Here is a 26,379-nt window from a genome sequence, read left to right on the forward strand (position 1 = left end):
CCGCCAGGACTGTCGCCCCAAGCAGCTGATCGCCCGTCTGCTGGTCGGGGTTGGCAACCTTGCGCCGTCGAGCACCTCGATGGGCGTAGCGCTCACAGCGCCGTCGTGCGCTCCTCAGATAGTTTTTGCGTTGTTGGCGGCGCGGCGGATCGCCATTATCAATGCTGGGCACGGAGCCGCGAAAAGATTGAGTGGAAGCGTTGTATCCGTCACCGACATCCTGTCATCGCATCGAGAACGATTGTTCGTCGACCGACTTTGATCAAAGGTCGAGTGTCGTGCGCATGAACAACGCGGATCATTCCGTGGAACGAATGTCCAGCAAAAGCGTTGACTTAGCATAGGCGCGGCGCCTACCGGTGCCGCAAGAGTTGCCATAAAGACGCATTTGAGAGCTTCCGCGCATCGAGATGGGAGCGCTACATGTTCATTTTAGTAGGAGGCGGCCATGGAGTCGGCGCGATACCGAGTTTTGTTGCGCGTAAAGGATGCATCCGAACTGGCGACGATTGAAGCCGACACTGGATGCATGCCCCGGCGCCGGCTTGAGGACGGCACGCTGGAAATTGTCGCGGAAATCGACGCCGACGCAATCAAGAAGCTGAAACGCAAGCGCACCGTGCAGATGGAAGTTCTGGCAAATGCGACCGAAGAGGGGAAGCGTTCGGCCGGCGAGGTGTCGCGGGGCAATCGTTACGCGGATGGAAAGCTGCCCAAGCCACTCGGTCTGAGAGAGGTGCGCCGTGTGGACTAACGTCGACGAAATCGAAACCCTCATCCAGAACTTCGCGTCGACCTATCCAGCGATCGCCGAGCGCATCACGCTACCGGAGCAGGCGGTGAGCGCAGAGCCTGGCGTCGCGCCGCGAACGGTGACGGCGCTGCGCATCGGCGTGCACGGCGCGGGCGCAGTCGACGGCGCGCTCCTCATATTCGGCCAGCATGCGCGCGAATGGACGCCGCCGGAAATCGCGCTTGAACTTGCCGGCGCTCTGTTGGGCGCCTATACGGCTGGCAGCGGCGTCATCTATGGCGGCAAAAGTTATTCCGCCGCCGATGTCCAACGCGTCCTGAACAACGTCAATGTTTTTCTCGTTCCATGCGTCAACCCGCAGGGGCGTCAGCACAGTCTCGATCACGACACGACCGATGCGGGATGGCGGCGCAATCGCAATGCGATCCCCGGCTCGTCATGTGTTGGCGTGGACCTAAATCGCAATTACGACTTTGCGTTCGATCTAGGGAAATATTTCGATCTCGCCAATCCGGATGTAACGAGCCACACCTCGGACGACCCGTGCAATTCTAATCAGGTCTACCATGGGCCGAGCGCCTTTTCGGAAACCGAAACGAAAAATGTTCGCTGGTTGCTCGACACATATCCGCGCATCCGCTGGTTCATCGACATTCACGGATATACGTTCGCGGGTGAGATCTACTACCCGTGGGGCGATGACGAAAACGAGACGACAAATCCGGCGATGAACTGGCGCAACCCGGCGTTCGACCATCAACGGGGCCGCTCGGGCGACGGGGTCAAGGAATACATCCACCCCAACGACCTCGCGATTCATCAATATCTCGCGAATAAGATCAAGACCGGCGCCGATCCGGTGAACGGTCGCGCCTATATCACGCAGCAGTCCTTCGCCTTGTATCCCACCGCCGGCGCTTCCGACGACTACGTGTGGTCGCGACATCTGGTTTCGCCATTCGCCTCGCGCGTCGAGGCGTTTACGATTGAGCATCGCGCCAGCCGGTTCAAGCCAACGAGCCCTGAGCGCGAGGACGTGATCCGCGAAGTCGCGTCGGGTTTGCTGAACTTCTGCTTGGCGTGCGCATGCGGCGTTCCGGGTCTGACCGTAGAGCTCGTGACCTCGGGTGTCGTGTTCAACCAATGTCCGGAAGGCAGAACTTCGAGCCGGCCGGTGATTGCCCGGATCAGCGGTTGCGACGCTGCGACATTCCGTGTGATCTCGGGACCCAGCCGCACTGGCGGTTCGACGCGCATCAATTTCGGAACCGCGATTGCGGCCAGCAGCGTCGCCGCCGCTCCGTCGCCGATGACCCGCGAGGTCTTTTTATGGCTGACCTGCGCTGGCGGGATCGGCGGAGACGCCGCTTCAGGGACAGTGCGCGTCGAGTGTCCGGAGGCGGGTTTCGTGCGTGATGTGCCGATCACGGCGAATTTCGTTGCGGCGCCGAGAGCTGGCGCCGTGCTGGCGCTTGATCGATCGGGAAGCATGCAGGACGACGGCGGAGACGGACGCACACGGCTTCAGGTGCTGCTCGACTCGGCTCCCGCCTTCGTGGAGGTCTCTCCTCAGGGCGCGCGCGTCGGTCTGGTGCGTTTCGCGACCGACGAGGCGTCCGGCGCGCCGATGACGACCATGGGGCCTGAAGGAGCCGACCCCGGCGGACGCGACGTCATTCGCACCGCGATTGCGAAGCACACGCTGGCGACCGGAGATGCGAGCTTCACATCGATCGGCGATGGCGTATTTGCCGCCGCCAACCTAATCGGTCCCGAGACGGGCGTCGATTTCAAATCGCTCGTGGTGCTGACGGACGGATACGAAAACCGATCGCGCTATCTGTCTGACGTCGCTGGCCTCATTAACAGCCGCGTCTTTGCAATCGGCCTTGGAACGCCCGATCAGATTCAGCCTGTGGCGCTGCAGGCGCTGACCAATGGAACGAATGGCTATATGCTGATGACGGGCGCGCTCGACGCGAATGATCCGTTCCGTTTGGACAAATATTATCTGCAGATTTTGACCGGCGTGACCAACGATCAGGTCGTGCTCGATCCTGGCGGCTGGGTCCACTTTGGCGTTACCGAGCGGATTCCATTCTATCTTAACGAAGCGGACGCCGCAGTGGACGCGATCGTCCTGACACCCGAGCCGCGGCTGCTGCAAGTGCGTCTGCAGACGCCGTCGGGACAGGTCCTCGACCAGACGCATCCGTCGATGACGTGGACGCAAGCCTCGCGCATCGGCTTCTATCGCTTCGCGCTGCCGGTGCCGGGCGAATTCGCGAGCGAAGGTCCGGGACGCTGGGAGATGCTGCTCGACTGGGGGCAAGTCATTCCCAGACGTGGCGCGAAATCGCATCGGCAGGAGATCGAAGGGTCGAAGAACGCGGGCATCCGCTATGAAGCGCTCGTGCACGCGCGGTCGGACGTCGAGATGACTGTGTCGCTCTCGCAGGACTCGCTCAAGCCGGGCGCGAAAGTGACGCTCCGCGTTCGCCTTGCGCAATATGCGTCGATTCCGCTCGATGGTGCGCGGGTGACCGCCCGAGTCACGCATCCGGACGGAGCGGTCGTGAACTTGACGCTGCCCGGCGCCGGCGATGGCGTCTACGAGTCCGCTTTCTTCGCCGGCGTCGCTGGCGTCTACACGGTGCGGATGACGTCGCAGGGACAGACGCTGCGCGGCTTCTTCTTCACGCGCGAAGCCGTTCGCACCGCCGCCGTCTGGGCGCGTGGCGATGCGCCGCCGCCGACCGGACAAAACGAAGGCGTATGCGAAAAGCTGCGATGCCTGCTCGAGTCCGGTGCGCTGAATCCGGATGTGCTGAAGCGTCTCGGCTTCGACATCGAACGCGCGCTCAAGTGCTGCGAAACCGAGGAGCGAATTCCAGGCAAGCCACGCTGAGGAGTAATAGCGCATCGGAGCTGTTGCGTGGTCGCCGATGCTACGACTCTTGGAGTTGCTGCCCATGCGGTGGCGAGCAAGGGTTTGTCGTCTAGCTGAGGAAACCGATTAAACACCAGCAAATACGGAATGCGCGCTGTTGGTTCGCTCGTGGCGCATCGCTGACTTCGACATCGTTATCGCGCAATAGCCGAGAACTGGGCGCCAAGCGTTAGATTTTGATCACTAGTATTCTGGACTGCGCGACGATTAAAGAGGAACTCGCCGCCCAATTTCAGCGCAGCGCCCATAGACAGACGAGACGCGCCCGATCGTTTCCATCGAGCGCGCCCCTAACTCGCGGCTCAAAATCAAGGTCGCGGGTTTTTTTTGAGAATGGAGCACCCAACGGATTTACGACGGGGACATCGGGGAGGCCGCGTTATCGTCATTGGCAAGTATGGAGGGGAGCTATGGCCGAGCGCCCAACCGGTCATGGAATAGGGGCATCATTTCTATCTCTCGTCGCCGGCGTTAGCCTGCTCACGGTCGGGACATGGATCGGACCGACTTGGGAGGGCATAGTGTTTGACGCCCTTGGGATGGCTTCTTTGGTCGCGCTTCTTTCGTTGTTTTAGAGCGCGTGGCGCCGTCGCCGATGCGCTCGCCGAGAGGCTCGTGAAACGAATGCAGGAAATAGAGGCCGGCGGGGTCGGGGAGCCCTTAGCAACCTCCTTCGCGCGGCGGCTTCGTCGCGGTCTATGCCGAGATCGCGAGCAGCGGCACGGACTTCACCTTCATGGCGATGGCCCAGATCGCTTCGTTTCATTTGGCTCAACTTGAGCCGATTGAAGATCGGTCAGCCTGATCCACTCGGCGATATGTTCGTCGCGCTCGACCGCGGTCAGCTCGGCGCGAGCAAGATTTTCGCTAATCTCCCACTGTCGAGGAATAGCTGATCGCTCAACTTCTCCCGAAGAGCCGCGATCCACACCGCATTGGCGCGTGGCGTGAAATGCACCCCGTCGTCGCTCATCTCTGCGCGGCGCGCGCCATTGAGCGAGACATGCGGATTGAGGTCTAACACTTCGATGCCTCGCCCTAGGCAAAGCTCCGCCATCATTGCGTTCGCCGCATCTATGCGCGGCGCCGCCTCTCTCTGGGCGATGTAAGGCATCAAGGTGAAGATCGCGGAAGCACCCGGATCGAGGACTTGCAGGACACCGCGGAAATCGCGTTCGATGTCCCGGATCGGCGCGGCGGAGCCGAAAAGATCGTTCAGACCTCCGTCGATGATGAAGCTCTGCGCGCGATTCCGTTGCGCACGCTCCAACTGCCCGGCGATATCCGCGAGCCGCGCGCCGCCCTTGGCGAAGTTTATCACCTCGAAGGGGCGACACGACAGCGTGTCGAATGGGCAGCCGGACGCGAGACTATCGCCGACGATGGCGATGCTGGCGACGGCGGGTCCTAGAGCGACCGCCGCCAATACTGGCGCGATGGCGCCGAGAAAAAAGCGTCGCGACGGAGCGGGGATATTCGAGCTCATACAAATCCTTGTCGCAAGGATGCATCGCTCGCGACGATAGGCATCGATCTCCTCGCCAGGTATCACCGGTATCCAAGCTGGCAAGATGAGGCCGGAATATGGCGGCTACCGCTTCATCACTCATTTCGCTGTCGCCAAAGTGGCTTGAGCCCCCCATCTTGTTTCCCTGTTTCCAAATATTGGGAGTTCGGGAGAGAGAAGTCCGGCGCGAGTAGTTTCTAAACTGTATTCTCAGGCTTGCAGTGCCCGCATCCCGTGACATTCTTGACGCCGGATCCGCGAGCGATTGCAAACGCGTTCTTGCTATCTAGATGCGGGCCAAGCCATTCCGTAGCGAGATTTGCTTTTAGTCCCGGCCTTCGCTGGCCCCTGCCTTCATTGCAGTGAGGACAAGATCCTTTGTGAACCGTCGCCGACTGATGGCTTGGGGCCAGGAAAACATAAAAGTTCATGACTGGTTTCTCCGCCGCGATTATCGTCAACGGCTTACGTGCGCTGGCTTTTCAGCTTCACGCTCGCTGCTGCTCGAGCAAATCGAGCATCGCTGTGCGAACGTGCGCTTACGTGACTTTTCGGCTTTGTGTGGCCTTAGGCGCTTTCGTGCTGACTATGGGGGCACGCTGCAGGCAGCATCAGACGCGGGAAGCGCTTCACTCGCTTGCCGGGCTGATCGGCCAGCCGCGTCGGCAATCCTATTGGACAGCGCCTGCCAAAACGCGGCGCGGCCGTCGTCGCCGTTACGCCGAAAGAGTTCGGCCTGACGCTTGAATGATTCCTGCATGGCCGCGACCTCTCCCCCCGTGGCCGCGCCAGCAAACGTTCGGATTGCTTCGAAAGTCCAGCTTCCAACTAAATCAGGATCCGTCTGCTTTTTCATGGCGAGTGTCTGCCTAAGTCCGTCAAGCTCCCTTGGGGCGCATGAGATCATGGCCGACAGTGGCGCATATCCACTCTGCGGCGGAATGCGCGAGCGCACACTGCCGATACTAGGCGCGCCGGTGCATCCTTGACCGGCAGCGCCGAAGATCAGAAACGAGGCTAGATGGTATGCTCCTGTTCGGGGTTGTCAGAGACAGTGATGTCGAACACGACGTCGAGAGGCGTTCCCCATTCAACTTGTGCGAAGAACTCGACGCCGTTCGCTTCAACGTTGCTGCCATGAGGGCGAATATTCTTTACGAAAATCTGTGCAGCGCCGCGGTGTTTGCTCTTGCCGCCGATCGTGGTGCTCGGCTTCCACTCGCAGGCGGAGATGTGAACAACCGACTGCGAGGTGATCGGATCCCAGTTGAAATTCAGCCAGCCTGTGGCGACGGACTTCCACCACACGCGAATGGTTCGATTAGCCATTGAGGTCACTCTCTTTCGCAAGAAATAACTTGAGTTTGAAGTTTCGAACTTCGCACTGGTTAGCAATGCGCCGCCGGCTCGTCGCTCTTGCGAGCGCCGCTGTTCGTCCCGGCCGAAGCAGTTGGAACTGTGAATGGCTATTTCATCCGCTCAGTAGCATGCGAGCCGTTTTGACGCTTGCGCCGTTCGGATGAGGTCCTAGGTAAGATTGCGTCCTCTGCGTTGGTCCTCGACAGCGGAGGGAGATTCGCGACTGCTCGCGGCGCGGATCAGAGTCTCGGGCCTTTTGAGGCATGGAGCAGCGAGCGGACTTACGACAGCGACATCGAGAGATTGCGGCTCTGCATCGCTCGCCACGCGAGCAAAGCCGCGATAGCAGGGCCCTCGACCCCCGCTCGCGAGGCGGCGCTTGACCCGCGACGCTTGTCTCGATGCGCTTCATCCTCAAGTAGGCGGCGTCGCCTGTCAGCGACCTTTTCGTAGCTACCTCGCCCGGGGTTCACAGTGCGGGCTTTTTCTCAGCTTCACGCCCGGCTCGTCGCCGTCGACGCCGGCCTTTTTGAGGGTGCATCTATGGCTCAGGCGCGAGCAAGAGTTAACGCCGCTCGACACGTCCGACCCGGATTTTCACCGGCCAGTTCTCCGAAGACCTTGAGGCGAGCGTCGTTCGGGAAGCACAAAGCGCGGCACGCGCATGTATGCCATAGGCGCCTCCGCAAGCGAGCACCCGAGTCTGTCGACGCGCCAATCAAGGCGGCTCGCCTCGATACCATCACAAGCTGGACAATCTGCGCCAGTAATCTCGGATCCCACTGGGGTGCCAGTCGAAGGCAGCCACTATGCCAGGCATCAATCGATCGGCAGAACCTCGATATGCGGTCATCGTCTTTGAGGGGGCGAGGTGCACTGCATTGCATCGCGAGGATGACCCAGTTCGAGCGCGCGAGATTTTTGAGTATGCCGTCGTTGACGAGTCGAGGGTCGATCGCCGCGTCGAGTTTTACGACAGGCTTTACCTGATCGAGGCTTGGTCTAGCGAGGATGAATAGGACAGGCGCCAAGCCTGTCGGCTGGCAGGTTAGTTCTGTCACTTTTGCCCGAGGTTCACGGCCGCGGGCCTTTTTAAAGCGTCGCTCCCGCACGAAAAAGCCCGGTCATCGCCGGCCGGGCTTGAGTTTTACGGTTGAAAGGATCGTCGCCCGTTAGCAGGCGACAGGCCGATTCGTATTTGCGCCCCGGGACGGGAGCAACCGGCCGCGATAGTTAATAACATGCTGCCGCCATCTGCGGACGCTTGGTGCAAACTAACGGCTCGGAGGCCGTCGTTCTTAAGGAGGTCGCAATGGTGAAATTCGGCATCTGGGCGACGCTGGAGGCGAAGATTGGGAAGGAGCACGAGGTTGCGGCGTTCTTGAAATCGGCGCTGCCGCTCGTGGAAGCAGAGCCCGGCACAGTGTCGTGGTTCGCGATCCGAGTATCACCCACCACTTACGCCATTTTCGACGTTTTCAACGACGAAGCTGGCAGAGAGGCTCATCTTGCTGGGGAAGTCGCAAAAGCACTCATGGCGAAGGCGCCGGAGCTTTTCTCGCAGCCGCCGAAAATCGGGAAGATCGACGTGCTGGCGGCAAAGCTGGGCTGACAACGCAAAGACGTGTTGCGATCGACGCGTCGCGCGCCTCACCCAAAATTAAGATTCCGATCAGAAAAGAAACGTAGCCGAAAACCCACGAGGTGTTTCCGGCTACATTATTGTCATTCGGTCATTTGGGGACTTAGCGACGATCGTCGCGGCGTTGTTCACGCTCGCCCTGACGCCCGCTACGAGTATCCTGGCGCTCGCCCTGACGTTCTTGACGTTCTTTCTGAGCCGCAAGGACAAGGTTCGAGTTGGAGATTACGCTGCCCTGAGAATTTGGCGCTGGGGCTGCCTGAGCAGTCGCTCCCAACCCAAATATCAACAACGCGCCCACCGCGACTCCAAAGAATTTATGCATGGGCTTTCCTCCCATATTTTCCTCTTCGTCCCACATAGGGCGAAAACTCTTATGTATCGCGCTGCAGCCCCTTGGTAAGCTGCTGATCCATTCTGCGAACAGCTGCACGCAAATGATACGCTGCAGCTCGCTTCGTTTTAATCATCTGATTGTTAGCCAAGCTTCGCCACACGTGTGGGCGCTCGCGCGTTCTCCGGCCGATATGAAAAAGCGGCCTATCGCCAATCCGCGTTCTTGCCGGCTACGCTGCGCCCATGAGCCCGTTGGCTCATGATCAAATTCGCTGTTTCAAGACGGGCGGAGAAATTTTCGGAAGGACCTTCGCGGAATTCGCTCTTCTCCGATACCGATAGGAGAACCGCGATGGCGTTGAAGGGGCGGTGGCTTATATAGCCTCACATCTCGAAGGCGACCTCTGCGTGACGGCGCTGCCGTGCGCAGCGCGTCGTGCGCTTCCACCTCTGGCTGCGAGGCCTTTGCGACCATGGTCGAATCTCAGACAATCAGAAAGCAGCTGCAAAAGGACATCGCCTCGTTTCATGCGCTCGACATCTACGAGCGCTTTGAGCAGATCGTTTGCCTGTTTCTAACCGCGCTGATCGCGCTGGTCATCGGCGTCGCCCTGTATCACCTCGGGACCAGGATTCTGCTGCTGCTCATCCAGGACGCGATCGATCCCGCGAATCAGGCCACGTTCCAGACGGTCTTCGGAATGATCATGACGGTGCTCATTGCGCTTGAGTTCAACCACTCCGTCCTGATCATGATCAAGCGTCATCAGAACATCGTGCAGGTGCGCACAGTGGTTCTGATTGCCCTCTTCGCGGTCGTGCGAAAGTTCATTGTCCTCGACATTGCCGAGGCGCCGCCTGCGACGATGCTGGGCCTCGCGACCGCCACCCTTGCGCTCGGCGCGGTCTATTGGCTCATCCGCGATCAGGACGAAAAGGACGAGGAGCGTCGTCGACGCGATAGCCCGCAAGGATGACAAATTGTTTTCTGCGGGGCCCGACGTTGGCGGCGGACTAGCTCCATCCGCAGTGCGAAGAATGCGTGGCCAAATGGCAGAGGTGGGGCATAAGCGGACGCTCCAGATAGATTTTCTCTTATCGTGGAGCGATACCCCCGACTGGACGCGTCGCCGCTCTGTGGCGATCCTCTCTATCCGGACAACGCCCATCGCTAAATCCACGGTCGGGGCTTTCGCGGGCCGCCCACGACGTCGACAGGCATTGCCCGCGTCCAGACGAGCCCGAGTCGCTTGCTGTCTCTGAACCGCTTGCGGGCGTCTCGCATGATCGCGGCGCGGTCGTAAGTCATGGCCTCGGCATTCGCCGCAAATCATCTGACTTGACGGCGCAGCGCTCGGCGCTCTCGTCAGCATGACGGCGCCGTCGTATCTGTCGGTCACGCGCACGAGCCATAGAAAGATGATGAACGAGGCAGTCCAATCGCGCCGTTCGGCGAGCCCGCGGCGCCAGGATATTGGCGCTAAAACGCTCCGTGAAAATGGCGCAGCGACAGGAAGCAGCGTCGCATCGGAACCGCCGCGCGATGACGACAAGCCGAACCTGTCGACCCGTCAATGGTAGATCGGCCAAACGCCGGAGATAGCGGCTATGGATACGCTCCGCGTCTGCCGTGCATGTCGGACATCGGCTCGATTTGCTCGTGGGGCGGACCGTGATGATGGTAACCGCGCCATCATGGATGGCGTTTTCAACGTGGAAACCGGCCGGCACAAAAGCCGAGGGCGCAAGCTTCGGGGCATGGCGTTGATTCCTTGATGAAACCATTGCAAGCCGGCGCCCAAACTTCATCAAATGTGAGTCAGAGCCAAACTTCAACGCCGATTGACAGGCGAATCGTCCATTGCAGCGGATCTGTCCATCTCGTTGCCGAATTGCAACTGCTTCCATAATTTTCCCATCCTACCGCGCGAACTACATGCATTTCGTTGACTTCGCGGCGCTTGATGCCTGACAGTTCGTTGACCTTTATAGGCAGCAGGATTTTGGGACATCAAACGCGAGCACGAGCCCATTTGGGCAAGCAATCGTTGTCTCTTCCATCCATGCACTTATCGAGGGCGCAGTATACGGCTTAAGCCGATGCGCACTGACGGAAGTATGAGTTAGGCGTTCGAGAGGGTCTATGAGCAGCATGAGTAGTGCGTCGCGATGGGCGCGTCTTTTGATCATCGCGGGAATTGTCGTCTCGCTGCTGTCTGCCTGCTCTTCTTTTGATCGTCGCGAAGCCGTCCCACCGGCCGAAAGGCGGGATGCAGCGGTGCTGAGCATTGGCAATGCTCGGTTCTTCGTCGATCAGCCGGCAGCGATGGCCGCCGAGCAGGAACTTGCGCTCAATCGCGAGGCTAAAAGTCTTGGGATCCGCAAAGGGGGCGTATTACCCACAACGCATCTCTTGTCGCTTTCCGGCGGGGGCGAGCGGCGTCTACATCGCCAATGATGGCAAGGACGAGTTTCACGCCGATTCGCAATGCTTCTACATCTTGCAAAACGCGCGGGGGATTCTCGCCGTCTATAAGTTCAAGATGAGGTGTGTGGGTCACGGCGAAAATGTTTCGTATAAACTGGACGACATGCGCCGTGTGAAAAAGCTGCCCGTATCTTTCACGCTTTTGCGTGATGAAACGCCCGGCGCTGCCGAAATTCGCGAGATTGAGACAAGACTCGCGGAGCTAAAGCAGGCGAGGGCAAAGGCGAGCGGTGCTCAGCAAATTTGGAGGTCTGCCTATGGGGCGCGCCATCCTCACCGTGAGCTTAATCGGGCCGAACGTAAATATATCGACAAGCTCGAACATGCGCATGGGGCGTATAGCGCCGCCATAAATCGCAAAGCCGCCTAACGAGAATGAAAAGGGGCGGTCGATCTCCGCCCCTTTCGCACATCGATCATGAGCCATTGTGAACAGCCCACACCTAAAGACAAGCCGCTGCGTCTGGCCGACGCGGCGTCGCACTTTCCCGGCCTAACGGTCGCGGCGCTGCGCCGTGAAGCGCGCAAGGGGACTCTTGAAATCTATCGAGTCGCGGGAAAAGATTGGACAACGCTCGCCGCCATCGAACGGATGTTTCAGCAATGCCTCGTCCCAACAAAGGCGCACACCTTTGGTTGCGCCCGCCCCGAAGAGATTCTGCCGGCTGCATCGTCAAAAACGCAGTCTGGATCATCAAAGATTCAGGACGACAAGTTAGCACTGGATGCGGCGCTGGCGAGCGCGAAGCGGCTGAAAGAAAGCTCGCGGATCACCTCGTCTCAAAATACCAGTCGCCGCGCCGCGAACGCGCACTAAGCGAAATCCGAGTTTCGGACGTGTTGCGCATCTATTCAGATGATGTTGCGCCCGGTCATGCGCGTCCAGGGAAGACAGCGGAACGCATAGAGAGGCCCCTAGATTTTTTCGGCTCCAAATATCTCTCTCTGACATTAACGGAGCTCTATGCCGCTCTTACGCCGCGTCACGGCACGGTCAATCATCCGACAAGCGCAAGGGCGGAAGCGTCGGCACCGGCGGTGGCGCGCGTCGTGATCTAGAAGATCTTCGCGCGGCGATCACGCATCATCATCGCGAGGGATATCACCGGGAGGTTGTGCGCGTCGTGTTGCCTGAGAAGGGCCAGGCTCGCCAGCGATGGCTAACGCGCGACGAAGCGGCGCGCCTACTTTGGACATGTTGGCGCTATCGCGAGATTCAGGCAGGCGTCGGAACGGACAAGCGCCCGCTGCGCCATCTATGCCGCTTTCTGATCCTTGGCCTCTACACCGGCTCACGACCCGGCGCGATCTTAAATGCGACATGGGATAGAGGCCCAGGTAGATCGCACGTCGATATTGAGCGAGGCGTTTTTCATCGCCATGCCGATGGTGCGATAGAGACTGACAAGCGTCAGCCTACTGTGAAAATCTCGCCACGCTTGAAAGCGCATCTGTTGCGCTGGCGTCGTCTCGACGGCGAGCGCGGTCACGTTGTTAGGTTTAACGGCAACCCCGTCGCATCTGTGAAAGTCGCTATGGGCAGCGCGACGAAGCTCGCACTGCTAGGCGGCGGCGTGACCGCCTACACGTTGCGGCACAGCGCGGCGTCATGGCTTGTGGCGAAGGGGTTGCCAACGCGCAAGGTCGCGGACTTCCTCGGAACGAGCGAACAAATCGTCATCGATCACTATGGTCACCTCGCGCCAGACTATCAGGACGAGGCGGCACTGGCGATCGGTCAAAAGTAGGGTTTCGGTGGCCAAATCGGTGGCCCGGCCATTGAAGTGATTTCGTAAGTGTTTGTTTTTACTGGTGGGCCGGGCAGGACTCGAACCTGCAACCAGACCGTTATGAGCGGCCGGCTCTAACCATTGAGCTACCGGCCCCGAGACGGGGAGGCCCGTCCTATACCGCAAGCCGGGCGTGCGCAATATCGCGGGCATGCATCACGCGCTCTCATCGTGCGCTCGCGTTCGCCTGGCGCGCGGGCCGCGTGCATGCGTCAGCCTGTCTTGCCAGGGCCCGCGCCGCGCCTGTAAGGCTTCTTGTATGGACGAACATGACGCACGCACGGCGATCGTTGACGCCGGGCAAGAAATGGAGCGGCTGGGTCTCAATCACGGCTCTGCGGGCAATTTGTCCCTGCGCGTCGGCGACGCCGCGCTCGTCACGCCGAGCGGCGTTCCCAGCCGTGAACTCTCGCCCGACTTGATCGCGCGCATGCCGCTTGCGGCCGACGGCGCTTTCGACGGTCCGCGACCGCCGTCGAGCGAATGGCGTTTCCATCTCGACATCTACCGCGCCCGACCGGACGTGAACGCCATCGCGCATATGCATTCGCCCTATGCGACGACGATCGCGACCTTGCGGCGCGATATTCCGGCCGTGCATTACATGATCGCGGCCTTCGGCGGCCCGACCGTGCGCTGCGTCGATTACGCGCCCTACGGCACCGCTGAACTGTCGCATCTCGTCGTGGCGGGGCTCGCGGATCGCGATGGCGTGCTCCTCGCCAATCATGGCGCCATCGTCACCGGCGCGACTATGCGCAGAGCATTGTGGCGCGCCGTCGAACTCGAAGCGCTTGCGCAAGTCTTCTACCTCGGCGCGCTCGCCGGCAAACCCGTCGTGCTTTCAGATGATGAGATCATGCGCACGGTCGAACGCTTCAAAACTTACGGAACGCGCGAGAGTTAGAAAGAGCTTAGCTAACCGGCGAGGTCCGGGAACAATCCCTTCAGTCCTTCTTCCGTTGCGGCGCAAACGCCGCGCTCGGTGATCAGCCGAGTGACAAACCGCGACGGCGTCACGTCGAAGCTGAAGTTGCGCGCCGGAGACCCGTCGGGCGTGAGCTGAACCTCGAACGTCGCGCCGTCGGCGCCTCGGCCGCTGATATGGGTGACTTCGCGCGCGGCGCGCTCTTCGATCGGAATGTCGCGGACGCCGTCGGCGATGCGCCAGTCGATCGTCGAAGAGGGCAGCGCAACATAGAACGGCACGCCATTGTCATGCGCCGCGAGCGCCTTGAGATAGGTGCCGATCTTGTTGCAGACGTCGCCGGCGCGCGTCGTACGGTCGCTGCCGACGATGACGAGATCGACAAGACCATGCTGCATCAGATGGCCGCCGGCGTTATCGGCGATGATCGTATGCGGAACGTCTTCGCCCAGCAGTTCGAAGGCCGTGAGGCTCGCCCCCTGGTTGCGCGGACGCGTCTCGTCGACCCACACATGTATCGGCGCGCCTTGCCGCGCCGCCGCGTAGATCGGCGCCAAAGCGGTGCCCCAATCCACGGTGGCAAGCCAGCCGGCGTTGCAATGGGTGAGGATGTTGACGGGACCGTCGCCGCCGCGCGCTTTATGAATGAGTTCTGCGCCGGCGAGGCCGATGGCTTGGCAGGCCGCGATATCTTCTTCCGCGATCTTGGCGGCTTCGGCATAGGCAAGGTCGGCGCGGACCGAGACCGGCGCCGCGAGGAGCAGCGCGCGCAGCCGATCGAGCGCCCAGCGCAGATTGACGGCTGTCGGCCGCGTCGCGAGGAGGGCGGCATAGGCGCCAGCGATGGCGTCGTCGCTTGGATCGCTCTGGGCGGCGAGCGCCATGCCATAGGCTCCGGTCACGCCGATCAGCGGCGCGCCGCGCACTGTCATAGCGCTGATCGCTTCAGCGGCGCCTTCGCAACTTGCGAGCGTTTTCGTCTCGAAGCGATGCGGGAGCGCGGTTTGATCGATGACGTGAACGCGCCGCCCGTCCGAATCGAGCCAGATCGTTCTGTAGTCACGGCCGTTAATTTTCATGTTGTCGTTCTTGCCTGCTCAAAAGTCGCGCTTGGATGATGTCGCCATTCGCGCCATGTTAGAGCGCGCCGCGGCGCTGTGCTAGAAAGCTTTGAAACGCGGCTGCTCCACTGGACACATGGCGCAACAATTTTCGGCGCAAGAATTTTCGGTTCGATACGCCGAATCGCTCGACTCCGTCGGGGCTGAGGCTTGGGACGCGTGCGCCAATCCGCCCGGCCTGCCGGATGCGGTGGGCGAGCGATATAATCCTTTTGTTTCGCATGCGTTCCTGCGCGCGCTTGAAGTGTCGAAGTCGGTCGGCGCGCGCGCCGGCTGGGCGCCGGCGCATGCGCTCGTCGAAGATTCGCGGGGGCGGCTTGTCGCCTGCGCGCCGGCCTATATCAAAACGCATAGCCTCGGCGAATATGTGTTCGATCAAAGCTGGGCGCAGGCCTATGAGCTTGCCGGCGGACGCTATTATCCGAAGATTCAGGTGGCGGCCCCTTTCACGCCTGTGACCGGGCGTCGGCTGCTGATCGCGAGTGACGCGCCCGAAGGCGCGCGTGAGGCGCTGATCGCCGCCTTGCACGGATTGCGCAAGGCGAGCGGCGCGTCCTCCATTCACGTCACATTCTGCACGGAGCAGGAATGCGTTGCGCTGAGCGGCGCCGGATTCATTTACCGCGCCGGAGAACAGTTCCACTTCGTTAACGACGGCTATGTGGACTTCGAGGATTTTCTGGCGCGGCTTACAGCGCGCAAGCGCAAGGCGATCAAGCGCGAGCGACGCGAAGCGCTCGGCGACGACATCACAATCGATCTGCTCACGGGAAGCGACATTCGTCCGGCGCACTGGGATTCGTTTTTTGAGTTCTACATGGACACAGGCGCGCGCAAATGGGGCCGCCCCTATCTGACTCGCGCGTTCTTCGATGAGATCGGCGCGCGCATGGCGGATCGCATCCTGCTGGTGATGGCGCGTCGCGGCGCGCGGCATATCGCCGGGGCGATCAATTTTCTGGGCGACGACGCCATCTACGGGCGCAACTGGGGCGCGCTGGAAGCGCTGCCGTTTCTCCACTTCGAGGTCTGCTACTATCAGGCGATCGAATTCGCAATCCGCCGCGGCTACAAGCGCGTCGAGGCCGGCGCGCAGGGCGAGCATAAAATCTCCCGCGGCTATGGGCCGGTGATCACCCATTCGGCCCATTTCCTGGCCGACCCACGCCTCGCCGAGGCGGTCTCGGACTATCTGGCGCGCGAGCGCGCAGCGGTGGCGGAATGGGCCGCCGAACATGCGGCCGAGCTTCCTTACAAGAGCGAAAACGGCGATTGATTTTCCTTCGCTGTGGCCCAAGGTGATCGGGTGAAGGGCTTCCTCATCCTGAGGAGCGTGCGCAGCACGCGTCTCGAAGGGCGAGGAAGCCCGTTTCCCGTATTTTTCCTCACCCTCGTCCTTCGAGACGCCGCCTTCGATCTCGGGCCTGCCCGAGATCGACATTAAATCCGCAAGTCGGGTAAACCCGACTTGCGGGCGGCTCCTCAGGATGAGGGTGAGGAAAACGATCCTTCACCCGATTCCCCTTCGCTGTGGCCTCGCCGCACTTGCCTCATGGCCCGAAACTTGTAAGTCCTGCAGCGTTTGGCGCGAACCGCTACGGAGGCACATGACCTATTGTTGCGGCATTCTGGTGCGCGATGGACTGGTGATGATCGCCGATACGCGCACCAACGCCGGGCTCGACAACATTTCGACGTTCCGCAAGCTGCATCTTTTCGAGCGGCCCGGCGAGCGCGTGCTGATGCTTGCCGCCTCGGGCAATCTCTCGGTGACGCAGGGCGTCGTGAACCTGATCGGCGACGGGATCGAGCATCCCGAGAGCGGCGTCGTCGAAAACGTCATGAACACGCCCAACATGCTGCATGCCGCCCAGCTCGTCGGGCGTGCGGTGCGCCTCTCACGCGTCCAGACGGGCAACGCCGAGGGGGAGCCCGCGGCGCAGGGCGTCAGCTTCGACGTCTCCCTGCTGCTCGGCGGTCAGATCGCCGGGGGGCCGCTCCGGCTTTTCATGATCTATACCGCCGGCAACAGCATAGAATGCACGCCGGACACCAATTATCTGCAAATCGGTGAGCACAAATATGGCAAGCCCATACTCGACCGCGCCGTCTCCTATGACACCGACATTTATGACGCGCTGAAGATCGGGCTTATTTCCATGGATTCGACCATGCGCTCGAATCTTTCGGTCGGCACGCCGATCGACATCGCCTTGCTGCGTCGCGACGCGCTGCAGATGGAGGTGGCGACCAGGATCGGTTCGAACGATCCGTATTTTCGCGATTTGCGCGAGAGCTGGTCGAAGGCGCTGCGCGAGGCGCATATGGCGATCCCCAAGCCTCCGTACAGCGGCCGCAACGCGTGACGATTGTTGCGCCGGCTGACGCCGCGGCGATTGCTCGCGCCGCGGCGATCCTGCGCGAGGGCGGACTGGTCGCCTTCCCGACCGAGACCGTCTATGGCCTCGGCGCCGATGCGACGCAGGCATGGGCGGTCGCCCGGATCTACGACGCCAAGGACCGCCCCTCATTCAATCCACTGATCGCGCATGTCGCCGATCTCGACGCCGCGCGCCGCGAGGCGGCGCTGCCTGAGCCGGCGCTGCGGCTTGCCGCGGCCTTCTGGCCGGGGCCGCTGACGATCGTCGCGCCGCTCGCGCCGGACGGGGCTGTCTGCGAACTCGCCCGGGCCGGCCTGCCAAGCGTCGCGGTTCGGGTTCCCGCGCATCCCGTCGCGCAAGCGCTGATCGCGGCGTTCGGCCGGCCAATTGCGGCGCCTTCGGCCAACCGCTCCGGCCATGTGAGCCCGGTGACGGCGGCGCATGTCGCGCAAGATCTTTCGGGCAAGGTCGACATGATTCTGGACGGCGGCCGCACCGCCGCCGGGCTGGAATCGACGATCGTGTCCTTCTGTGAGGGCTCCCCCGTCTTGCTGCGGCCCGGCGCGATCGCGCGGGAGGCGATCGAGAAGATTCTGGGCGCAAAGCTTGCGGCTCCGGCGCACGCAGAAATCCTCGCGCCGGGCATGACGCCGTCACATTACGCGCCTGCCGCCCGCCTGCGTTTGGAGGCGCACGAACTCAACGAAGGCGAAGCGGCGCTCGATTTTGGCGGCCGGCTCGCCGCGCGCGCCAATTCCGGCGCTTTCGTGCTCGATCTTTCGCCGTCAGGCGATCTCGTCGAGGCGGCGGCTAATCTCTTCGCCCATTTGCGGGAATTCGACGCGCGCCGCATCGCCAATGTCGCGGTGGCGCATGTGCCCGAGCGGGGGCTGGGCGAGGCGATCAATGATCGGCTGCGACGCGCCAGCGCGCCGAGACTGGATTAGGCCGCGAGCGCCGTGGGCGTCGCCGCGTTCAGATAGAAGTCCTGCGTGACCGGCTCCGGCCGGCCTTTCAGATAGGGGCACTCGTAGCCGCGCGCAGCGAAATCGCCCACGCCGACGGCGCACATTTCCACCGCGAGGCGCGTCAGGCGGTTGAGCACGGGCTCACGCACCCAGGAAAAGGGCGGCGCGTCAGGCGCGACGGCGCGCATCGCCGCCTTGCGGCTCACATTGTTCTCAAAGCTCATGCGCGCCTGCCAGCCAGCCTGCGGCTCCTGCCAGTCGTTGACGACGATGACCGGTCCGCGCAGCACGCGGGCCTCGTGTTCCGTGCGTTCGATCAGGGCCATCTCGCCGCGCCTCACCCCCGCCAGGGTGAAGAGAGTTGGACGCGCAATCGGCGCGCTGGCGATAAACTCGACGGCCGCCTCGAAATTTGCGCAATGTTCGAAAGCATAGCGCAGCACATGGTCCGGCGGCCAACCGCCTTCGCTCGCCAAGGCATCGCGCAGATTGAGGACGGCGTCATAGGCGAAGCCGAGGGAGCCCTGGGTGCGCCGCTTCATCGGCGCCTGATTGATCGAGGCGCAAAAGCGGCCGGGCGCCATGGCGCTCAGCACGCCCACGGCCCCCGGCCAGGTGGCGTTGTAAAATTCGCCCGCCCCGCCGGACTGCAACGCGATTTCCACGCCCCTGCCGAGGCCCTGGAAGGGCCAGTCGAGCGTGCGGCGCAGGCGCGGCAGGCCGCGCTCGTCCTCATAAGCTTGCGTGGTGCAGGCGAAGAGATAGGACATGTTCAGCGTCATCGCGCCGGGAAAGCCGAGAATGGCGACGATGCGCTCGAGCTCCGCCCGGTAGGCGGAGGCGGAGCGCTTCAGCCAATTCGCGGCGATACGGTCAATCGACGGCAGGCACAGGCGGCCGACCGGCGCCGCCGCGCCAAGACAGGCCTTGCGAAGCGCGGCCGCCGCGTCGAACCGCGCCGTCGCATGGGCGACCGGGCCGCCGTTGCGCACGTCGAGGAAATGAATCGCGTCCATCGTCGTCCTGCTGTCAGAAAAATGTCATCCAGCCGATATGGATTTCACATTCCTCTGTCACAATACAGTAAAAATTTAGGGTCCAGCCTCTCGGAGTAAAGTCATTCGGCGCCCTCCGCCTGCGAATCGGGTACAAATCCCAAAGGAAAACGCGCTTGCTCTTCGAGAAAAGAATGTCGGACGCCGTCGCCGTCGCTTTTGACGCACTGAAATTTCACGCTTCCGCTTTGGAGCTGACGCGAACGCTCGATCTTTTCGCCGAGGACCCCGCGCGCTTCAAAAATTTCAGCGTCAAGCTCGACGATTTTCTCTTCGACTTCTCCAAGCATAGAGTGACGCGCGAGACGATCGCGCTGCTGACCTCGCTGGCGAAAACGCGTGATCTGGACGTGCGGCGCGAAGCATTGTTCTCTGGCGTCGTCATCAACAACACCGAAAGGCGCGCCGCCATGCATATGGCGCTACGCGATCTCTCGTCGCGGCCGCTTCTCGTCGGCGGCGAAAACATGCGGCCGCTGATCGAAGCCGAACGCGACAAGGTTTTCGCCTTCGCGCGCGCGGTGCGCTCCGGCGACATTCGCGGCGCGACGGGCGCGCCGTTCAGCGATGTGATCAATATCGGCATCGGCGGTTCGGACCTTGGCCCGGCGATGGCGTCGCGCGCGCTCTCGCCCTATCGCGGCGAGGGGCCGCGCATGCATTTCGTCGCCAACGTCGACGGCGCCGACCTCGCCGACACGCTGCACAATCTCGATCTGGCGCGCACTCTGTTCATCGTCTCGTCGAAGACGTTTACGACGCAGGAGACGATGGCGAATGCGAGAAGCGCGCGCGCCCGAGTCGTCGCCGCGCTCGGCGAGGCTGCGGTGAAGTCGCATTTCGCCGCCGTCTCGACGCGGCTCGATAAGGTCGCCGAATTCGGAATCGATCCCGCGCGCGTCTTCGGGTTCTGGGATTGGGTCGGCGGGCGCTACTCGCTGTGGTCGTCGATCGGCCTTGCGCTCGCGATCGGCGTGGGACCGGAACACTTCCTGCAGTTTCTGCAGGGGGGACACGACATCGACACGCATTTTCTCGAAGCGCCGCTTGAACAAAACATTCCCGTGCTGATGGGACTTCTCGGCGTCTGGCACAGAAACGTGATGGGATGCGCCGCGCATGCGGTGATCCCCTATGATCAGCGGCTCGCGCGGTTTCCGGCCTATCTGCAACAGCTCGACATGGAGTCGAACGGCAAGTCGGTGACGCGCGAGGGCGCTCGCGTCAGTTATAAAACAGGCCCAGTGATTTTCGGCGAGCCCGGCACCAACGGCCAGCACGCATTCTTTCAACTGCTGCATCAGGGAACGGACGTCGTCCCGATCGATTTCCTGGTCGCGGCGGAGCCGACCGCGGCCGATGAACGCCATCACGAACTGCTGTTCGCTAATTGCCTCGCGCAAGCCGAAGCCTTTATGCGCGGCAGGACGCTTCAAGAGGCGAAGGCGCAGTTGCGCGGGCAGGGGCTGAGCGAGGAGGAGGTCGAACGCCTTGCGCCGCATAAGACATTTCCGGGCGATCGCCCGTCAAGCGTTCTGCTTTACCGACATCTTGATCCGCGCACGCTCGGTCGACTCGTTGCGCTTTACGAACACAAGGTCTTCGTTCAGTCGGTGATCTGGGACATCAATCCCTTCGACCAATGGGGCGTCGAGCTTGGCAAGGAGCTCGCCAACCGTTTGGCGCCAATCATCGAGAATAAGGACGAATCTACGCAAGGGCTGGACGCATCGACGGCTGGCCTGATCGCGTGGAGAAGGTCGCATTGAGTCGAGGTGATGTGCGCGCCTTTTCGCGCGCCTTTGCTCTGGATTCCCGATCAGGCCTTCGGCCTGTCGGGAATGACATCGCGTTGCTGAACATACGGGGTTGTCATTCCCGACGCGCGCGAAGCGTGCGATCGGGAATCCAGGGCAAAACCTCACACCGCCTCGGCGACGAGAATGCTCGCAAGCGCCGGCAATGCATTCCGCAAGAGCCGAAATTTGCCAAACTTCGCTTCGCGCAGCAGCGCCTCGATCTCTTCGACGCGGCGTGGTTCGCCGCGGCCCATGGCCAGCGTGTAGAAGCCGTAATAGGCGTCGAGCGGCTCGGCGCCTTTGACGCCCGACATGCCTTCGATGATCAGCAGCGTCGCGCCGGGCGCGAGCGCCTTGCGCACATTGCGCAGGAGCTTCAGCGCCGAAGCGTCGTCATGGTCATGCACGATGCGGATGAGCGTCGCGACGTCGGCGCCCTCTGGAAGAGCGTCATTGAGGAAGTCGCCGCCATGGATGTCGGCGCGCGAGAGCAGGCCTGCCTCTTCGAGCCGCTCTTTGGCGCGCGCCGCCACGGCGGGAAGATCGAAGAGCGCAAGCTGCAAATGCGGCGCACGGGCGCCGGCGGCGGCAAGAAACACGCCTTCGCCGCCGCCGATGTCCAACAGGCGCCGATGACGCGAAATGTCGTAGGCGTCGAGCGCTTCCTGCGCGACCATCGGCTGCGTCGCCGCCATGAAGGCGCTGTAAGGGCCGACTTGTTGCGCCGAGAGCGATTCGGGCGCCTCGCCATCCGAATAGGGCCAATAATCGGCGAGCGCGCCGCGCTTTTCCTGGCGCAGCAGCGCCACGGGATCGGCGAGATCTGCGTAAAGCAGCGGCTGGTGTTCGACGATGGCGAGCGCCGCGCGATTGCCGGCGAAGGCGGCGCCGAGCAATCCCAGCCCGTATTTCGCGCCGCGTCGTTCGACAAGGCCCAGCGAAGCGGCCGCCTCGAGCAGGCGCCGCGCTGCGGGCTCAGACAGCGCGAGTTTGGTCGCGAGCGCGTCGAGGCTGAGCGGACCGTCGCGCAATATGTCGAAGAGCTTCAGTTGGGCGCAGGCGACGAGAACCTGGGAGTAGACGAAGCCGGCGGCGAGATCGAGGCCGGCGCGCGCGCCGCGCCGCGCCAAGGGCCGCGTGATGGGATTTTTCAACGCCCAGCGCTGGAATCTCGGATTGGCGATGAGCCTGTCACGCACGCTGCGCAATCGCTCGAGCCATTGATCGAGTAATGCCAAAACAGTCTCTCAGATTAAGGTCTTGCCTTCAGAATTCAGGTCTTCGGCTTAGCATGTCGCCAGAGCGTCGTCTCGGGGGGCAGACGCCGCCGTTGCGGCGCACGCGCGCTTCCTGTAGAAAAGCAGCGCGATTGCGCCCGTAGCTCAGCTGGATAGAGCGTTGCCCTCCGAAGGCAGAGGTCAGAGGTTCGAATCCTCTCGGGCGCGCCATTTGTAAGCTGCTGAACCGATCTTCTAAGTGTCGGAACCAAGCGCTTGGGTCTGTTCCCCTGGCGCCGGGTAGACCTGCAGCTGTCCAATCTGCTCTGCATCCGAAAGCTTCGCATGGCGTTAAAACAGGTGAGCGACGTATGCCGCCGCTCACCTGAAGCCGAAGTGCCGCCGCATCCCGACAAACTTTCGAGGCTCTACTGCGGGAAGTGCTCGACATGCGTTTCAGCGGTGCGGCCAAAGTAGAGTACGCGGCGGCCCGAGAAGGACACGATGTAGCCCGCGCATCCCGAGGCCTTCACGTTCTTGCAGAACGCGGCATAGGAATAGCCAGGCGGATTGGTCTGCGCCCACTTGACTTGAGCCGAAACGGCCGCCCCGTCGAACTGCGCGGCAATCACTCCGTCCGAGGCGCGGTTTTCCAGCACGACGCTCTCCCCATCCAGCAGGAAATAGGTTGTGGCGTTACGGCGGTAATCGACGAAATAGCCCTCGAACCCAGCCTTTATCAGCGTTCCGACGATATCGGGAAACGCCATCGTCTTATCGTAGGCTGCGTTCAGGCAGGTTTGAGCAATAGAGATCCGCTGCGCTTGCATCGCGCCATCCTTCTCGTCTGTGTATAGCGTCCTTCTGCCGATCAATGTTAGTCGATCGGCGCCTTCGTCAGTTTGCGTTCCAACACGATTTTCATGAGCAGCGCTCTCAAGGCGCGCTGCTCGTCGGGCGCAAGCATCTTGAAGAAAGCGGCGTCGTTCGCATCCGCGATCTCCGCCAAGGCTGGAACCAGCGCCCAGCCCGCTTGCGTGAGAGCCAGCACCTGAGCCCGCCGGTCTGTTGGATTCGCCTCATGCTCCACAAGGCCCTTCTCGCCAAGGCGCTCTGCGAGCTTCGAGATTGCCCCCCTGGTCATGCCCATGCGTTCCGCGAGCATTGACGGCGCAATCAGGTTGGCGTCGTAGAGCACTCTCAGAAATACCCATTCCGCTACGGTGACCCCCTCCTTTTCCACCTGCCGTGCGAAATTTTGCGATACAGCGTTGGAAACCGCCCTTAGCCAATAGCCGAGGTGGTGGTGGAGATCGGATGGTGGCTTGTCGTTTGGCACAGGCGCTCCGTTGACTAGGAAACTGCCTGAATTTGGTTTCCTAGTCAACAAGTAGCTGCAGCGGCGCGCTCAGCATTCAAAACGCGCGTGGATGCGCCAAATTCCAAAGGGCGTTTTGCGGTCCGCGTTCTGTCACGGCGTTACGCCTCAAAAAAGCGTGCGGACGGTGAAAACAGAGGTCGCGCATCACGCTGGCGCGCCACTCAGATCGTGAATGGCGGCGCGGCGGCGCGAAATGTTCTCGACAGGATGCGCCAAGCCATCCTGTCGCCGGTCAGAGCGAAGTCGCCGTCATCGCAGCAGTCCGCGGCAAGTTCAGCAACCTTCCGCCACTCGTCGGTGGTGGGCGAGAGCCAGATCTCCTCTGGGGTCCGATCTTGGGTGGAGAGCGACAGAATCGCATGCACGACAACCAGATGCGTCCGGGGATGCTCAGCCCACCACGCGGATGATGCAAATCGGAGAATCACTTTTTCGCTCATCGCCCTTGCTCCTTCGCCTTGTGCTCAGTGCCGCGAAGCCGGAGGGTGTTTACGAAATGGGCGCTGCTGCCGATGAAAGCAATTTTAATCTGGACTTATTTCGTCTCGAAGTTGAAGCCCAATGTATTCTTGACTCCCGAAACGGGCCGAAATGTTTTTCACTCCCGAAACGGGCCGAAATGTTTTTCGCTCGAAGGCCGGCCGACGTCTCATATTCGCTCAGTTCTTCCCGCGTTCCAGCTTGTATTTTCGCCCATATGCGCTAAATATTGCCTATCGAGTTTCGGCCGAATGATCTTGCTTCCGCTCCCTTGGCGCGTCGGCTTCTGACTTCCTCTCCAGAACTTCGATCCCCAAGCGCCACGCAATCTTGCATGGCGCAGACAGCTGTTCTCGAAAGGACACGTCAATGCAGACCGGTATCGTTAAATGGTTCAACGCCCAAAAAGGCTTTGGCTTCATCCAGCCGGAATCCGGCGGCCCGGACGTATTCGTCCACATCAGCGCGGTTGAGCGCGCGGGACTTATGGGTCTCGCGGAAGGCCAGAAGCTCAGCTACGAAATCGCCATCGATCGTCGTAGCGGAAAGTCGTCGGCCGATCAGCTGCAGGTCGCAGCCTAATCATCTTCCCGGCCCCTGGTGGTCCGGCCGCAATGCGGCCGATCGCCGGGGCCGGGAAAGTTCCTTTCAGGAGGAACCAAGACACTATTTAACGTCCGCGCAAGATAGCGCAGCAGTGGACGTTGAGCGCGAGGCCCATTCATACGAGGGGCGGACATGGCTAAAGGCCAACGGCGCAGTAATCGCGAAGCGAAAAAGCCCAAGAAAGATAAACCCCGCGACGGGGGTGCGGCGGTTGTCAAGGATTCGTCCTGGCAGACCGTTGAAAAGCTCCAGGCGCGCGAAGCCGAAGCGAAGCGACGGCGGTAAGTCGAGCGCATGGCGGGCTCACCGCCTGAATGCGCTCATGACGATCACTCGAGGAGCGCCTCTATATGACCAATGACAACGACACGATCCGAAGCTTTCGGCGTCCAGCGCAAAGGCTTACCGCCACCCCATCGCATAAATTCGCGATCGGGGTTCGCGTGATCCAAAAATTCGGCGCCGCGACGGGGACCGATTCGTTCAGCGTCACGCGCCATCTGCCCGACGCCGGCGCCGGCCTGCAATACCGAATGAAGAGAGAACGCGATGGGCAGGAAAGGGTCGCCGTAGAATCCGCTCTCGAACTCGTCGCGCGGGAAGACTTCATGCAGTAGTTTCTGGAGGCAATCGATGGACGCGAAGCAATATACAACGGAAGCCGCCCTCTATTTTTCCAAGGCGGCCAATTCGCATTCTAAGTCCCTCAATTTTCGGCGCTTCGAGCACGCCTCGGAGGCTATTCGCTTCGCCGTAGAGGAGCTTACGCCAAAAGCGCTCGCCGGCTGTTCCCTGGAAGTGGATGAACAGCATTTTTTCGGCCGCGAGATTCGGCCGCTCTACGACAGCGAAGATTACCCGTTACGTCGCCGGTGATATAAAGCCGCCATATATCGCGCCTGAGACGGCCGCGCCTGAAGCGGATTGAAAAATCTTGCTAGAGCGCGGCGTCGCGCACGCGCTGGGTCCCCTCCTTAAGCTGCTTCAAACCACCTCGCACGCCTCGTCCCTTCGACGCGTGGCGCCCTATCTGTCCTTGTGAGCGTGATCAGGCGGAAGGCCTGAGCGCAAGCGAGGATCAGTACAATGGCCAAGACACCGAAGATGGCCAAACCATACGCCAAGCCATACGCCACGACAGACGCAAAGACTTCTGACGACATCAGCGGCGCGACGGCTCCACTCGCCTTTGCCGGAATCGGCTCCGCACTGGCCGCAGGTTTGGGCGTCGCCGCGGCAGGACTTTCCGTTGCATTCATGTGCGCCATCGCCGGCGCGATCGGCGGAGCGGTCCTCGGCGTATGGCTAAACCGCCGCTGAGGCAATTCCTGTTCAAGGCGCTGAGAAGCCAGGCGACGATCAGCCCCGGTGAGGGCCGCGTGCGAAGGCGCACATTCGCGCGGTTCTGAAACGGCTAGCGTTCTCCTCAGCAAAACAACAGGAGGACGTTATGTCGAAATTCACCAGCGCGATTGTGGGAGCCATCCTCGGGTCGGTCATCTTCTTTGGAGTCGGCGTCGGCTTGGCGCACGCACACACCGCGCCTCAGCAGACAGGATCTGTTGTCTATGTCGAGGCGCCGTGAGCGGTGAATCAGGCGTGAGCGACGAACAGATG

At 61.5% G+C, this 26,379-nt stretch carries 26 protein-coding genes and 2 tRNA genes; 18 read left to right on the forward strand and 10 right to left on the reverse strand.

Going from position 1 to position 26,379, the window contains the following annotated elements; genetic code table 11:
- Positions 1 to 448: 448 nt before the first annotated feature.
- Positions 449 to 754, forward strand: coding sequence for a hypothetical protein (locus A3OO_RS0111730; RefSeq protein WP_018408040.1), 306 nt, complete (start codon positions 449 to 451; stop codon positions 752 to 754).
- Positions 744 to 3,662 carry a M14 family zinc carboxypeptidase gene (locus tag A3OO_RS22635; protein WP_018408041.1) on the forward strand — a complete coding sequence of 973 codons (2,919 nt, stop codon included), beginning with the start codon at positions 744 to 746 and terminating at the stop codon, positions 3,660 to 3,662. Before A3OO_RS0111730 ends, A3OO_RS22635 begins: the two co-directional genes overlap by 11 nt.
- 883 nt (positions 3,663 to 4,545) lie before the next feature.
- On the opposite strand, the gene A3OO_RS0111740 is transcribed toward A3OO_RS22635, so the two are convergent.
- Both A3OO_RS0111740 and A3OO_RS0111750 read right to left on the reverse strand, forming a co-directional pair.
- Positions 4,546 to 5,190 carry an SGNH/GDSL hydrolase family protein gene (locus A3OO_RS0111740; protein ID WP_018408042.1) on the reverse strand — a complete coding sequence of 215 codons (645 nt, stop codon included), beginning with the start codon at positions 5,188 to 5,190 and terminating at the stop codon, positions 4,546 to 4,548.
- Between the two features lie 1,038 nt (positions 5,191 to 6,228).
- Positions 6,229 to 6,540: a hypothetical protein gene (locus A3OO_RS0111750; protein WP_018408044.1), complete on the reverse strand. Its 312-nt coding sequence runs from the start codon at positions 6,538 to 6,540 to the stop codon at positions 6,229 to 6,231.
- Between the two features lie 1,342 nt (positions 6,541 to 7,882).
- Between A3OO_RS0111750 and A3OO_RS0111760 the strand changes: the two genes are divergently transcribed.
- Positions 7,883 to 8,182 carry a putative quinol monooxygenase gene (locus A3OO_RS0111760; RefSeq protein ID WP_018408046.1) on the forward strand — a complete coding sequence of 100 codons (300 nt, stop codon included), beginning with the start codon at positions 7,883 to 7,885 and terminating at the stop codon, positions 8,180 to 8,182.
- 839 nt (positions 8,183 to 9,021) lie between these two features.
- The gene (locus A3OO_RS0111770; protein WP_018408048.1) at positions 9,022 to 9,525 is read left to right on the forward strand and encodes a phosphate-starvation-inducible PsiE family protein; all 504 of its coding nucleotides are present in this window, start codon (positions 9,022 to 9,024) and stop codon (positions 9,523 to 9,525) included.
- A 328-nt stretch (positions 9,526 to 9,853) separates the two neighbouring features.
- Here the strand turns inward: A3OO_RS0111770 and A3OO_RS22950 are convergent, their stop codons facing one another.
- Positions 9,854 to 10,456 (reverse strand): transposase family protein, encoded by a 603-nt coding sequence (locus A3OO_RS22950; RefSeq protein ID WP_083909757.1) that lies wholly within the window; start codon positions 10,454 to 10,456, stop codon positions 9,854 to 9,856.
- Positions 10,457 to 10,893: 437 nt separating this feature from the next.
- Here A3OO_RS22950 and A3OO_RS21590 point away from each other — a divergent pair, with 437 nt between their 5' ends.
- The 3 genes from A3OO_RS21590 to A3OO_RS22955 all read left to right on the forward strand — a co-directional run bounded on the left by A3OO_RS21590 (position 10,894) and on the right by A3OO_RS22955 (position 12,784).
- Positions 10,894 to 11,406 carry a hypothetical protein gene (locus A3OO_RS21590; protein WP_198008795.1) on the forward strand — a complete coding sequence of 171 codons (513 nt, stop codon included), beginning with the start codon at positions 10,894 to 10,896 and terminating at the stop codon, positions 11,404 to 11,406.
- A 48-nt stretch (positions 11,407 to 11,454) separates the two neighbouring features.
- On the forward strand, positions 11,455 to 11,853 hold the full coding sequence (locus A3OO_RS22640) for a hypothetical protein (RefSeq protein WP_018408051.1): 399 nt from the start codon (positions 11,455 to 11,457) through the stop codon (positions 11,851 to 11,853).
- 298 nt (positions 11,854 to 12,151) lie between these two features.
- Positions 12,152 to 12,784 (forward strand): site-specific integrase, encoded by a 633-nt coding sequence (locus A3OO_RS22955; RefSeq protein ID WP_156824808.1) that lies wholly within the window; start codon positions 12,152 to 12,154, stop codon positions 12,782 to 12,784.
- 62 nt (positions 12,785 to 12,846) lie between these two features.
- Here the strand turns inward: A3OO_RS22955 and A3OO_RS0111800 are convergent.
- Positions 12,847 to 12,922, reverse strand: a tRNA-Ile gene (locus A3OO_RS0111800).
- A gap of 163 nt (positions 12,923 to 13,085) precedes the next feature.
- Here A3OO_RS0111800 and A3OO_RS0111805 point away from each other — a divergent pair.
- Entirely contained in the window at positions 13,086 to 13,733 is a 648-nt protein-coding gene (locus A3OO_RS0111805; protein WP_018408054.1) for a class II aldolase/adducin family protein, read from the forward strand.
- A gap of 11 nt (positions 13,734 to 13,744) precedes the next feature.
- Here the strand turns inward: A3OO_RS0111805 and mtnA are convergent, their stop codons facing one another.
- Complete coding sequence (gene mtnA, locus A3OO_RS0111810) at positions 13,745 to 14,833, reverse strand: S-methyl-5-thioribose-1-phosphate isomerase (RefSeq protein ID WP_018408055.1); 1,089 nt, start codon at positions 14,831 to 14,833, stop codon at positions 13,745 to 13,747.
- Positions 14,834 to 14,951: 118 nt separating this feature from the next.
- On the opposite strand from mtnA, the gene A3OO_RS0111815 reads away from it, so the two are divergent.
- From A3OO_RS0111815 to A3OO_RS0111825, 3 genes are all read left to right on the forward strand, one after another.
- A complete protein-coding gene (locus A3OO_RS0111815; RefSeq protein ID WP_018408056.1) occupies positions 14,952 to 16,151 on the forward strand; it encodes a GNAT family N-acetyltransferase in 1,200 nt (399 codons plus the stop codon).
- A gap of 331 nt (positions 16,152 to 16,482) precedes the next feature.
- Positions 16,483 to 17,241 (forward strand): proteasome-type protease, encoded by a 759-nt coding sequence (locus A3OO_RS0111820; protein ID WP_018408057.1) that lies wholly within the window; start codon positions 16,483 to 16,485, stop codon positions 17,239 to 17,241.
- Positions 17,238 to 18,203, forward strand: coding sequence for an L-threonylcarbamoyladenylate synthase (locus A3OO_RS0111825; RefSeq protein ID WP_018408058.1), 966 nt, complete (start codon positions 17,238 to 17,240; stop codon positions 18,201 to 18,203). The genes A3OO_RS0111820 and A3OO_RS0111825 overlap by 4 nt, the downstream gene beginning before the upstream one ends.
- Here the strand turns inward: A3OO_RS0111825 and A3OO_RS0111830 are convergent.
- A complete protein-coding gene (locus A3OO_RS0111830; protein WP_018408059.1) occupies positions 18,200 to 19,240 on the reverse strand; it encodes a C45 family peptidase in 1,041 nt (346 codons plus the stop codon). The two genes, A3OO_RS0111825 and A3OO_RS0111830, sit on opposite strands and share 4 nt — an antisense overlap.
- A 173-nt stretch (positions 19,241 to 19,413) precedes the next feature.
- On the opposite strand from A3OO_RS0111830, the gene pgi reads away from it, so the two are divergent.
- Positions 19,414 to 21,048, forward strand: a complete 1,635-nt coding sequence (pgi, locus tag A3OO_RS0111835) for a glucose-6-phosphate isomerase (protein ID WP_026222917.1) — start codon at positions 19,414 to 19,416, stop codon at positions 21,046 to 21,048.
- A gap of 152 nt (positions 21,049 to 21,200) precedes the next feature.
- Here pgi and A3OO_RS0111845 read toward each other — a convergent pair whose 3' ends face one another.
- Positions 21,201 to 22,316 carry a methyltransferase gene (locus A3OO_RS0111845; protein ID WP_018408061.1) on the reverse strand — a complete coding sequence of 372 codons (1,116 nt, stop codon included), beginning with the start codon at positions 22,314 to 22,316 and terminating at the stop codon, positions 21,201 to 21,203.
- A 133-nt stretch (positions 22,317 to 22,449) separates the two neighbouring features.
- Here A3OO_RS0111845 and A3OO_RS0111850 point away from each other — a divergent pair.
- Positions 22,450 to 22,526: transfer RNA gene (locus A3OO_RS0111850), tRNA-Arg, on the forward strand.
- 197 nt (positions 22,527 to 22,723) lie between these two features.
- On the opposite strand, the gene A3OO_RS0111855 is transcribed toward A3OO_RS0111850, so the two are convergent.
- The 3 genes from A3OO_RS0111855 to A3OO_RS0111865 all read right to left on the reverse strand — a co-directional run bounded on the left by A3OO_RS0111855 (position 22,724) and on the right by A3OO_RS0111865 (position 24,116).
- Positions 22,724 to 23,125, reverse strand: a complete 402-nt coding sequence (locus A3OO_RS0111855; RefSeq protein ID WP_026222918.1) for a DUF1398 domain-containing protein — start codon at positions 23,123 to 23,125, stop codon at positions 22,724 to 22,726.
- A gap of 47 nt (positions 23,126 to 23,172) precedes the next feature.
- Positions 23,173 to 23,634: a MarR family winged helix-turn-helix transcriptional regulator gene (locus A3OO_RS0111860; RefSeq protein WP_026222919.1), complete on the reverse strand. Its 462-nt coding sequence runs from the start codon at positions 23,632 to 23,634 to the stop codon at positions 23,173 to 23,175.
- 203 nt (positions 23,635 to 23,837) lie between these two features.
- Positions 23,838 to 24,116 carry a hypothetical protein gene (locus tag A3OO_RS0111865; protein ID WP_018408064.1) on the reverse strand — a complete coding sequence of 93 codons (279 nt, stop codon included), beginning with the start codon at positions 24,114 to 24,116 and terminating at the stop codon, positions 23,838 to 23,840.
- 409 nt (positions 24,117 to 24,525) lie between these two features.
- Here A3OO_RS0111865 and A3OO_RS0111875 point away from each other — a divergent pair, with 409 nt between their 5' ends.
- The 5 genes from A3OO_RS0111875 to A3OO_RS24575 all read left to right on the forward strand — a co-directional run bounded on the left by A3OO_RS0111875 (position 24,526) and on the right by A3OO_RS24575 (position 26,347).
- Positions 24,526 to 24,738, forward strand: coding sequence for a cold-shock protein (locus A3OO_RS0111875; protein WP_018408066.1), 213 nt, complete (start codon positions 24,526 to 24,528; stop codon positions 24,736 to 24,738).
- Positions 24,739 to 25,112: 374 nt separating this feature from the next.
- A complete protein-coding gene (locus A3OO_RS0111885) occupies positions 25,113 to 25,379 on the forward strand; it encodes a hypothetical protein (RefSeq protein WP_018408068.1) in 267 nt (88 codons plus the stop codon).
- A 16-nt stretch (positions 25,380 to 25,395) separates the two neighbouring features.
- Complete coding sequence (locus tag A3OO_RS0111890) at positions 25,396 to 25,638, forward strand: hypothetical protein (protein ID WP_018408069.1); 243 nt, start codon at positions 25,396 to 25,398, stop codon at positions 25,636 to 25,638.
- 210 nt (positions 25,639 to 25,848) lie between these two features.
- Entirely contained in the window at positions 25,849 to 26,082 is a 234-nt protein-coding gene (locus A3OO_RS0111895; protein ID WP_018408070.1) for a hypothetical protein, read from the forward strand.
- Between the two features lie 130 nt (positions 26,083 to 26,212).
- Complete coding sequence (locus tag A3OO_RS24575) at positions 26,213 to 26,347, forward strand: hypothetical protein (RefSeq protein WP_018408071.1); 135 nt, start codon at positions 26,213 to 26,215, stop codon at positions 26,345 to 26,347.
- Positions 26,348 to 26,379: the final 32 nt, after the last annotated feature.

This window comes from Methylocystis rosea SV97 (assembly GCF_000372845.1).
GTDB lineage: Bacteria > Pseudomonadota > Alphaproteobacteria > Rhizobiales > Beijerinckiaceae > Methylocystis > Methylocystis rosea.

Coding starts and splice junctions, on each gene's coding strand:
- A3OO_RS0111730 (WP_018408040.1), top strand. CDS start 449: ATGGAGTCGGCGCGATACCGAGTTTTGTTGCGCGTAAAGGATGCATCC.
- A3OO_RS0111740 (WP_018408042.1), bottom strand. CDS start 5,190: ATGAGCTCGAATATCCCCGCTCCGTCGCGACGCTTTTTTCTCGGCGCC.
- A3OO_RS0111750 (WP_018408044.1), bottom strand. CDS start 6,540: ATGGCTAATCGAACCATTCGCGTGTGGTGGAAGTCCGTCGCCACAGGC.
- A3OO_RS0111760 (WP_018408046.1), top strand. CDS start 7,883: ATGGTGAAATTCGGCATCTGGGCGACGCTGGAGGCGAAGATTGGGAAG.
- A3OO_RS0111770 (WP_018408048.1), top strand. CDS start 9,022: ATGGTCGAATCTCAGACAATCAGAAAGCAGCTGCAAAAGGACATCGCC.
- A3OO_RS22950 (WP_083909757.1), bottom strand. CDS start 10,456: ATGGAAGCAGTTGCAATTCGGCAACGAGATGGACAGATCCGCTGCAAT.
- A3OO_RS22640 (WP_018408051.1), top strand. CDS start 11,455: ATGAGCCATTGTGAACAGCCCACACCTAAAGACAAGCCGCTGCGTCTG.
- A3OO_RS0111805 (WP_018408054.1), top strand. CDS start 13,086: ATGGACGAACATGACGCACGCACGGCGATCGTTGACGCCGGGCAAGAA.
- mtnA (WP_018408055.1), bottom strand. CDS start 14,833: ATGAAAATTAACGGCCGTGACTACAGAACGATCTGGCTCGATTCGGAC.
- A3OO_RS0111815 (WP_018408056.1), top strand. CDS start 14,952: ATGGCGCAACAATTTTCGGCGCAAGAATTTTCGGTTCGATACGCCGAA.
- A3OO_RS0111820 (WP_018408057.1), top strand. CDS start 16,483: ATGACCTATTGTTGCGGCATTCTGGTGCGCGATGGACTGGTGATGATC.
- A3OO_RS0111830 (WP_018408059.1), bottom strand. CDS start 19,240: ATGGACGCGATTCATTTCCTCGACGTGCGCAACGGCGGCCCGGTCGCC.
- pgi (WP_026222917.1), top strand. CDS start 19,414: ATGTCGGACGCCGTCGCCGTCGCTTTTGACGCACTGAAATTTCACGCT.
- A3OO_RS0111855 (WP_026222918.1), bottom strand. CDS start 23,125: ATGCAAGCGCAGCGGATCTCTATTGCTCAAACCTGCCTGAACGCAGCC.
- A3OO_RS0111865 (WP_018408064.1), bottom strand. CDS start 24,116: ATGAGCGAAAAAGTGATTCTCCGATTTGCATCATCCGCGTGGTGGGCT.
- A3OO_RS0111875 (WP_018408066.1), top strand. CDS start 24,526: ATGCAGACCGGTATCGTTAAATGGTTCAACGCCCAAAAAGGCTTTGGC.
- A3OO_RS0111885 (WP_018408068.1), top strand. CDS start 25,113: ATGACCAATGACAACGACACGATCCGAAGCTTTCGGCGTCCAGCGCAA.
- A3OO_RS0111890 (WP_018408069.1), top strand. CDS start 25,396: ATGGACGCGAAGCAATATACAACGGAAGCCGCCCTCTATTTTTCCAAG.
- A3OO_RS0111895 (WP_018408070.1), top strand. CDS start 25,849: ATGGCCAAGACACCGAAGATGGCCAAACCATACGCCAAGCCATACGCC.
- A3OO_RS24575 (WP_018408071.1), top strand. CDS start 26,213: ATGTCGAAATTCACCAGCGCGATTGTGGGAGCCATCCTCGGGTCGGTC.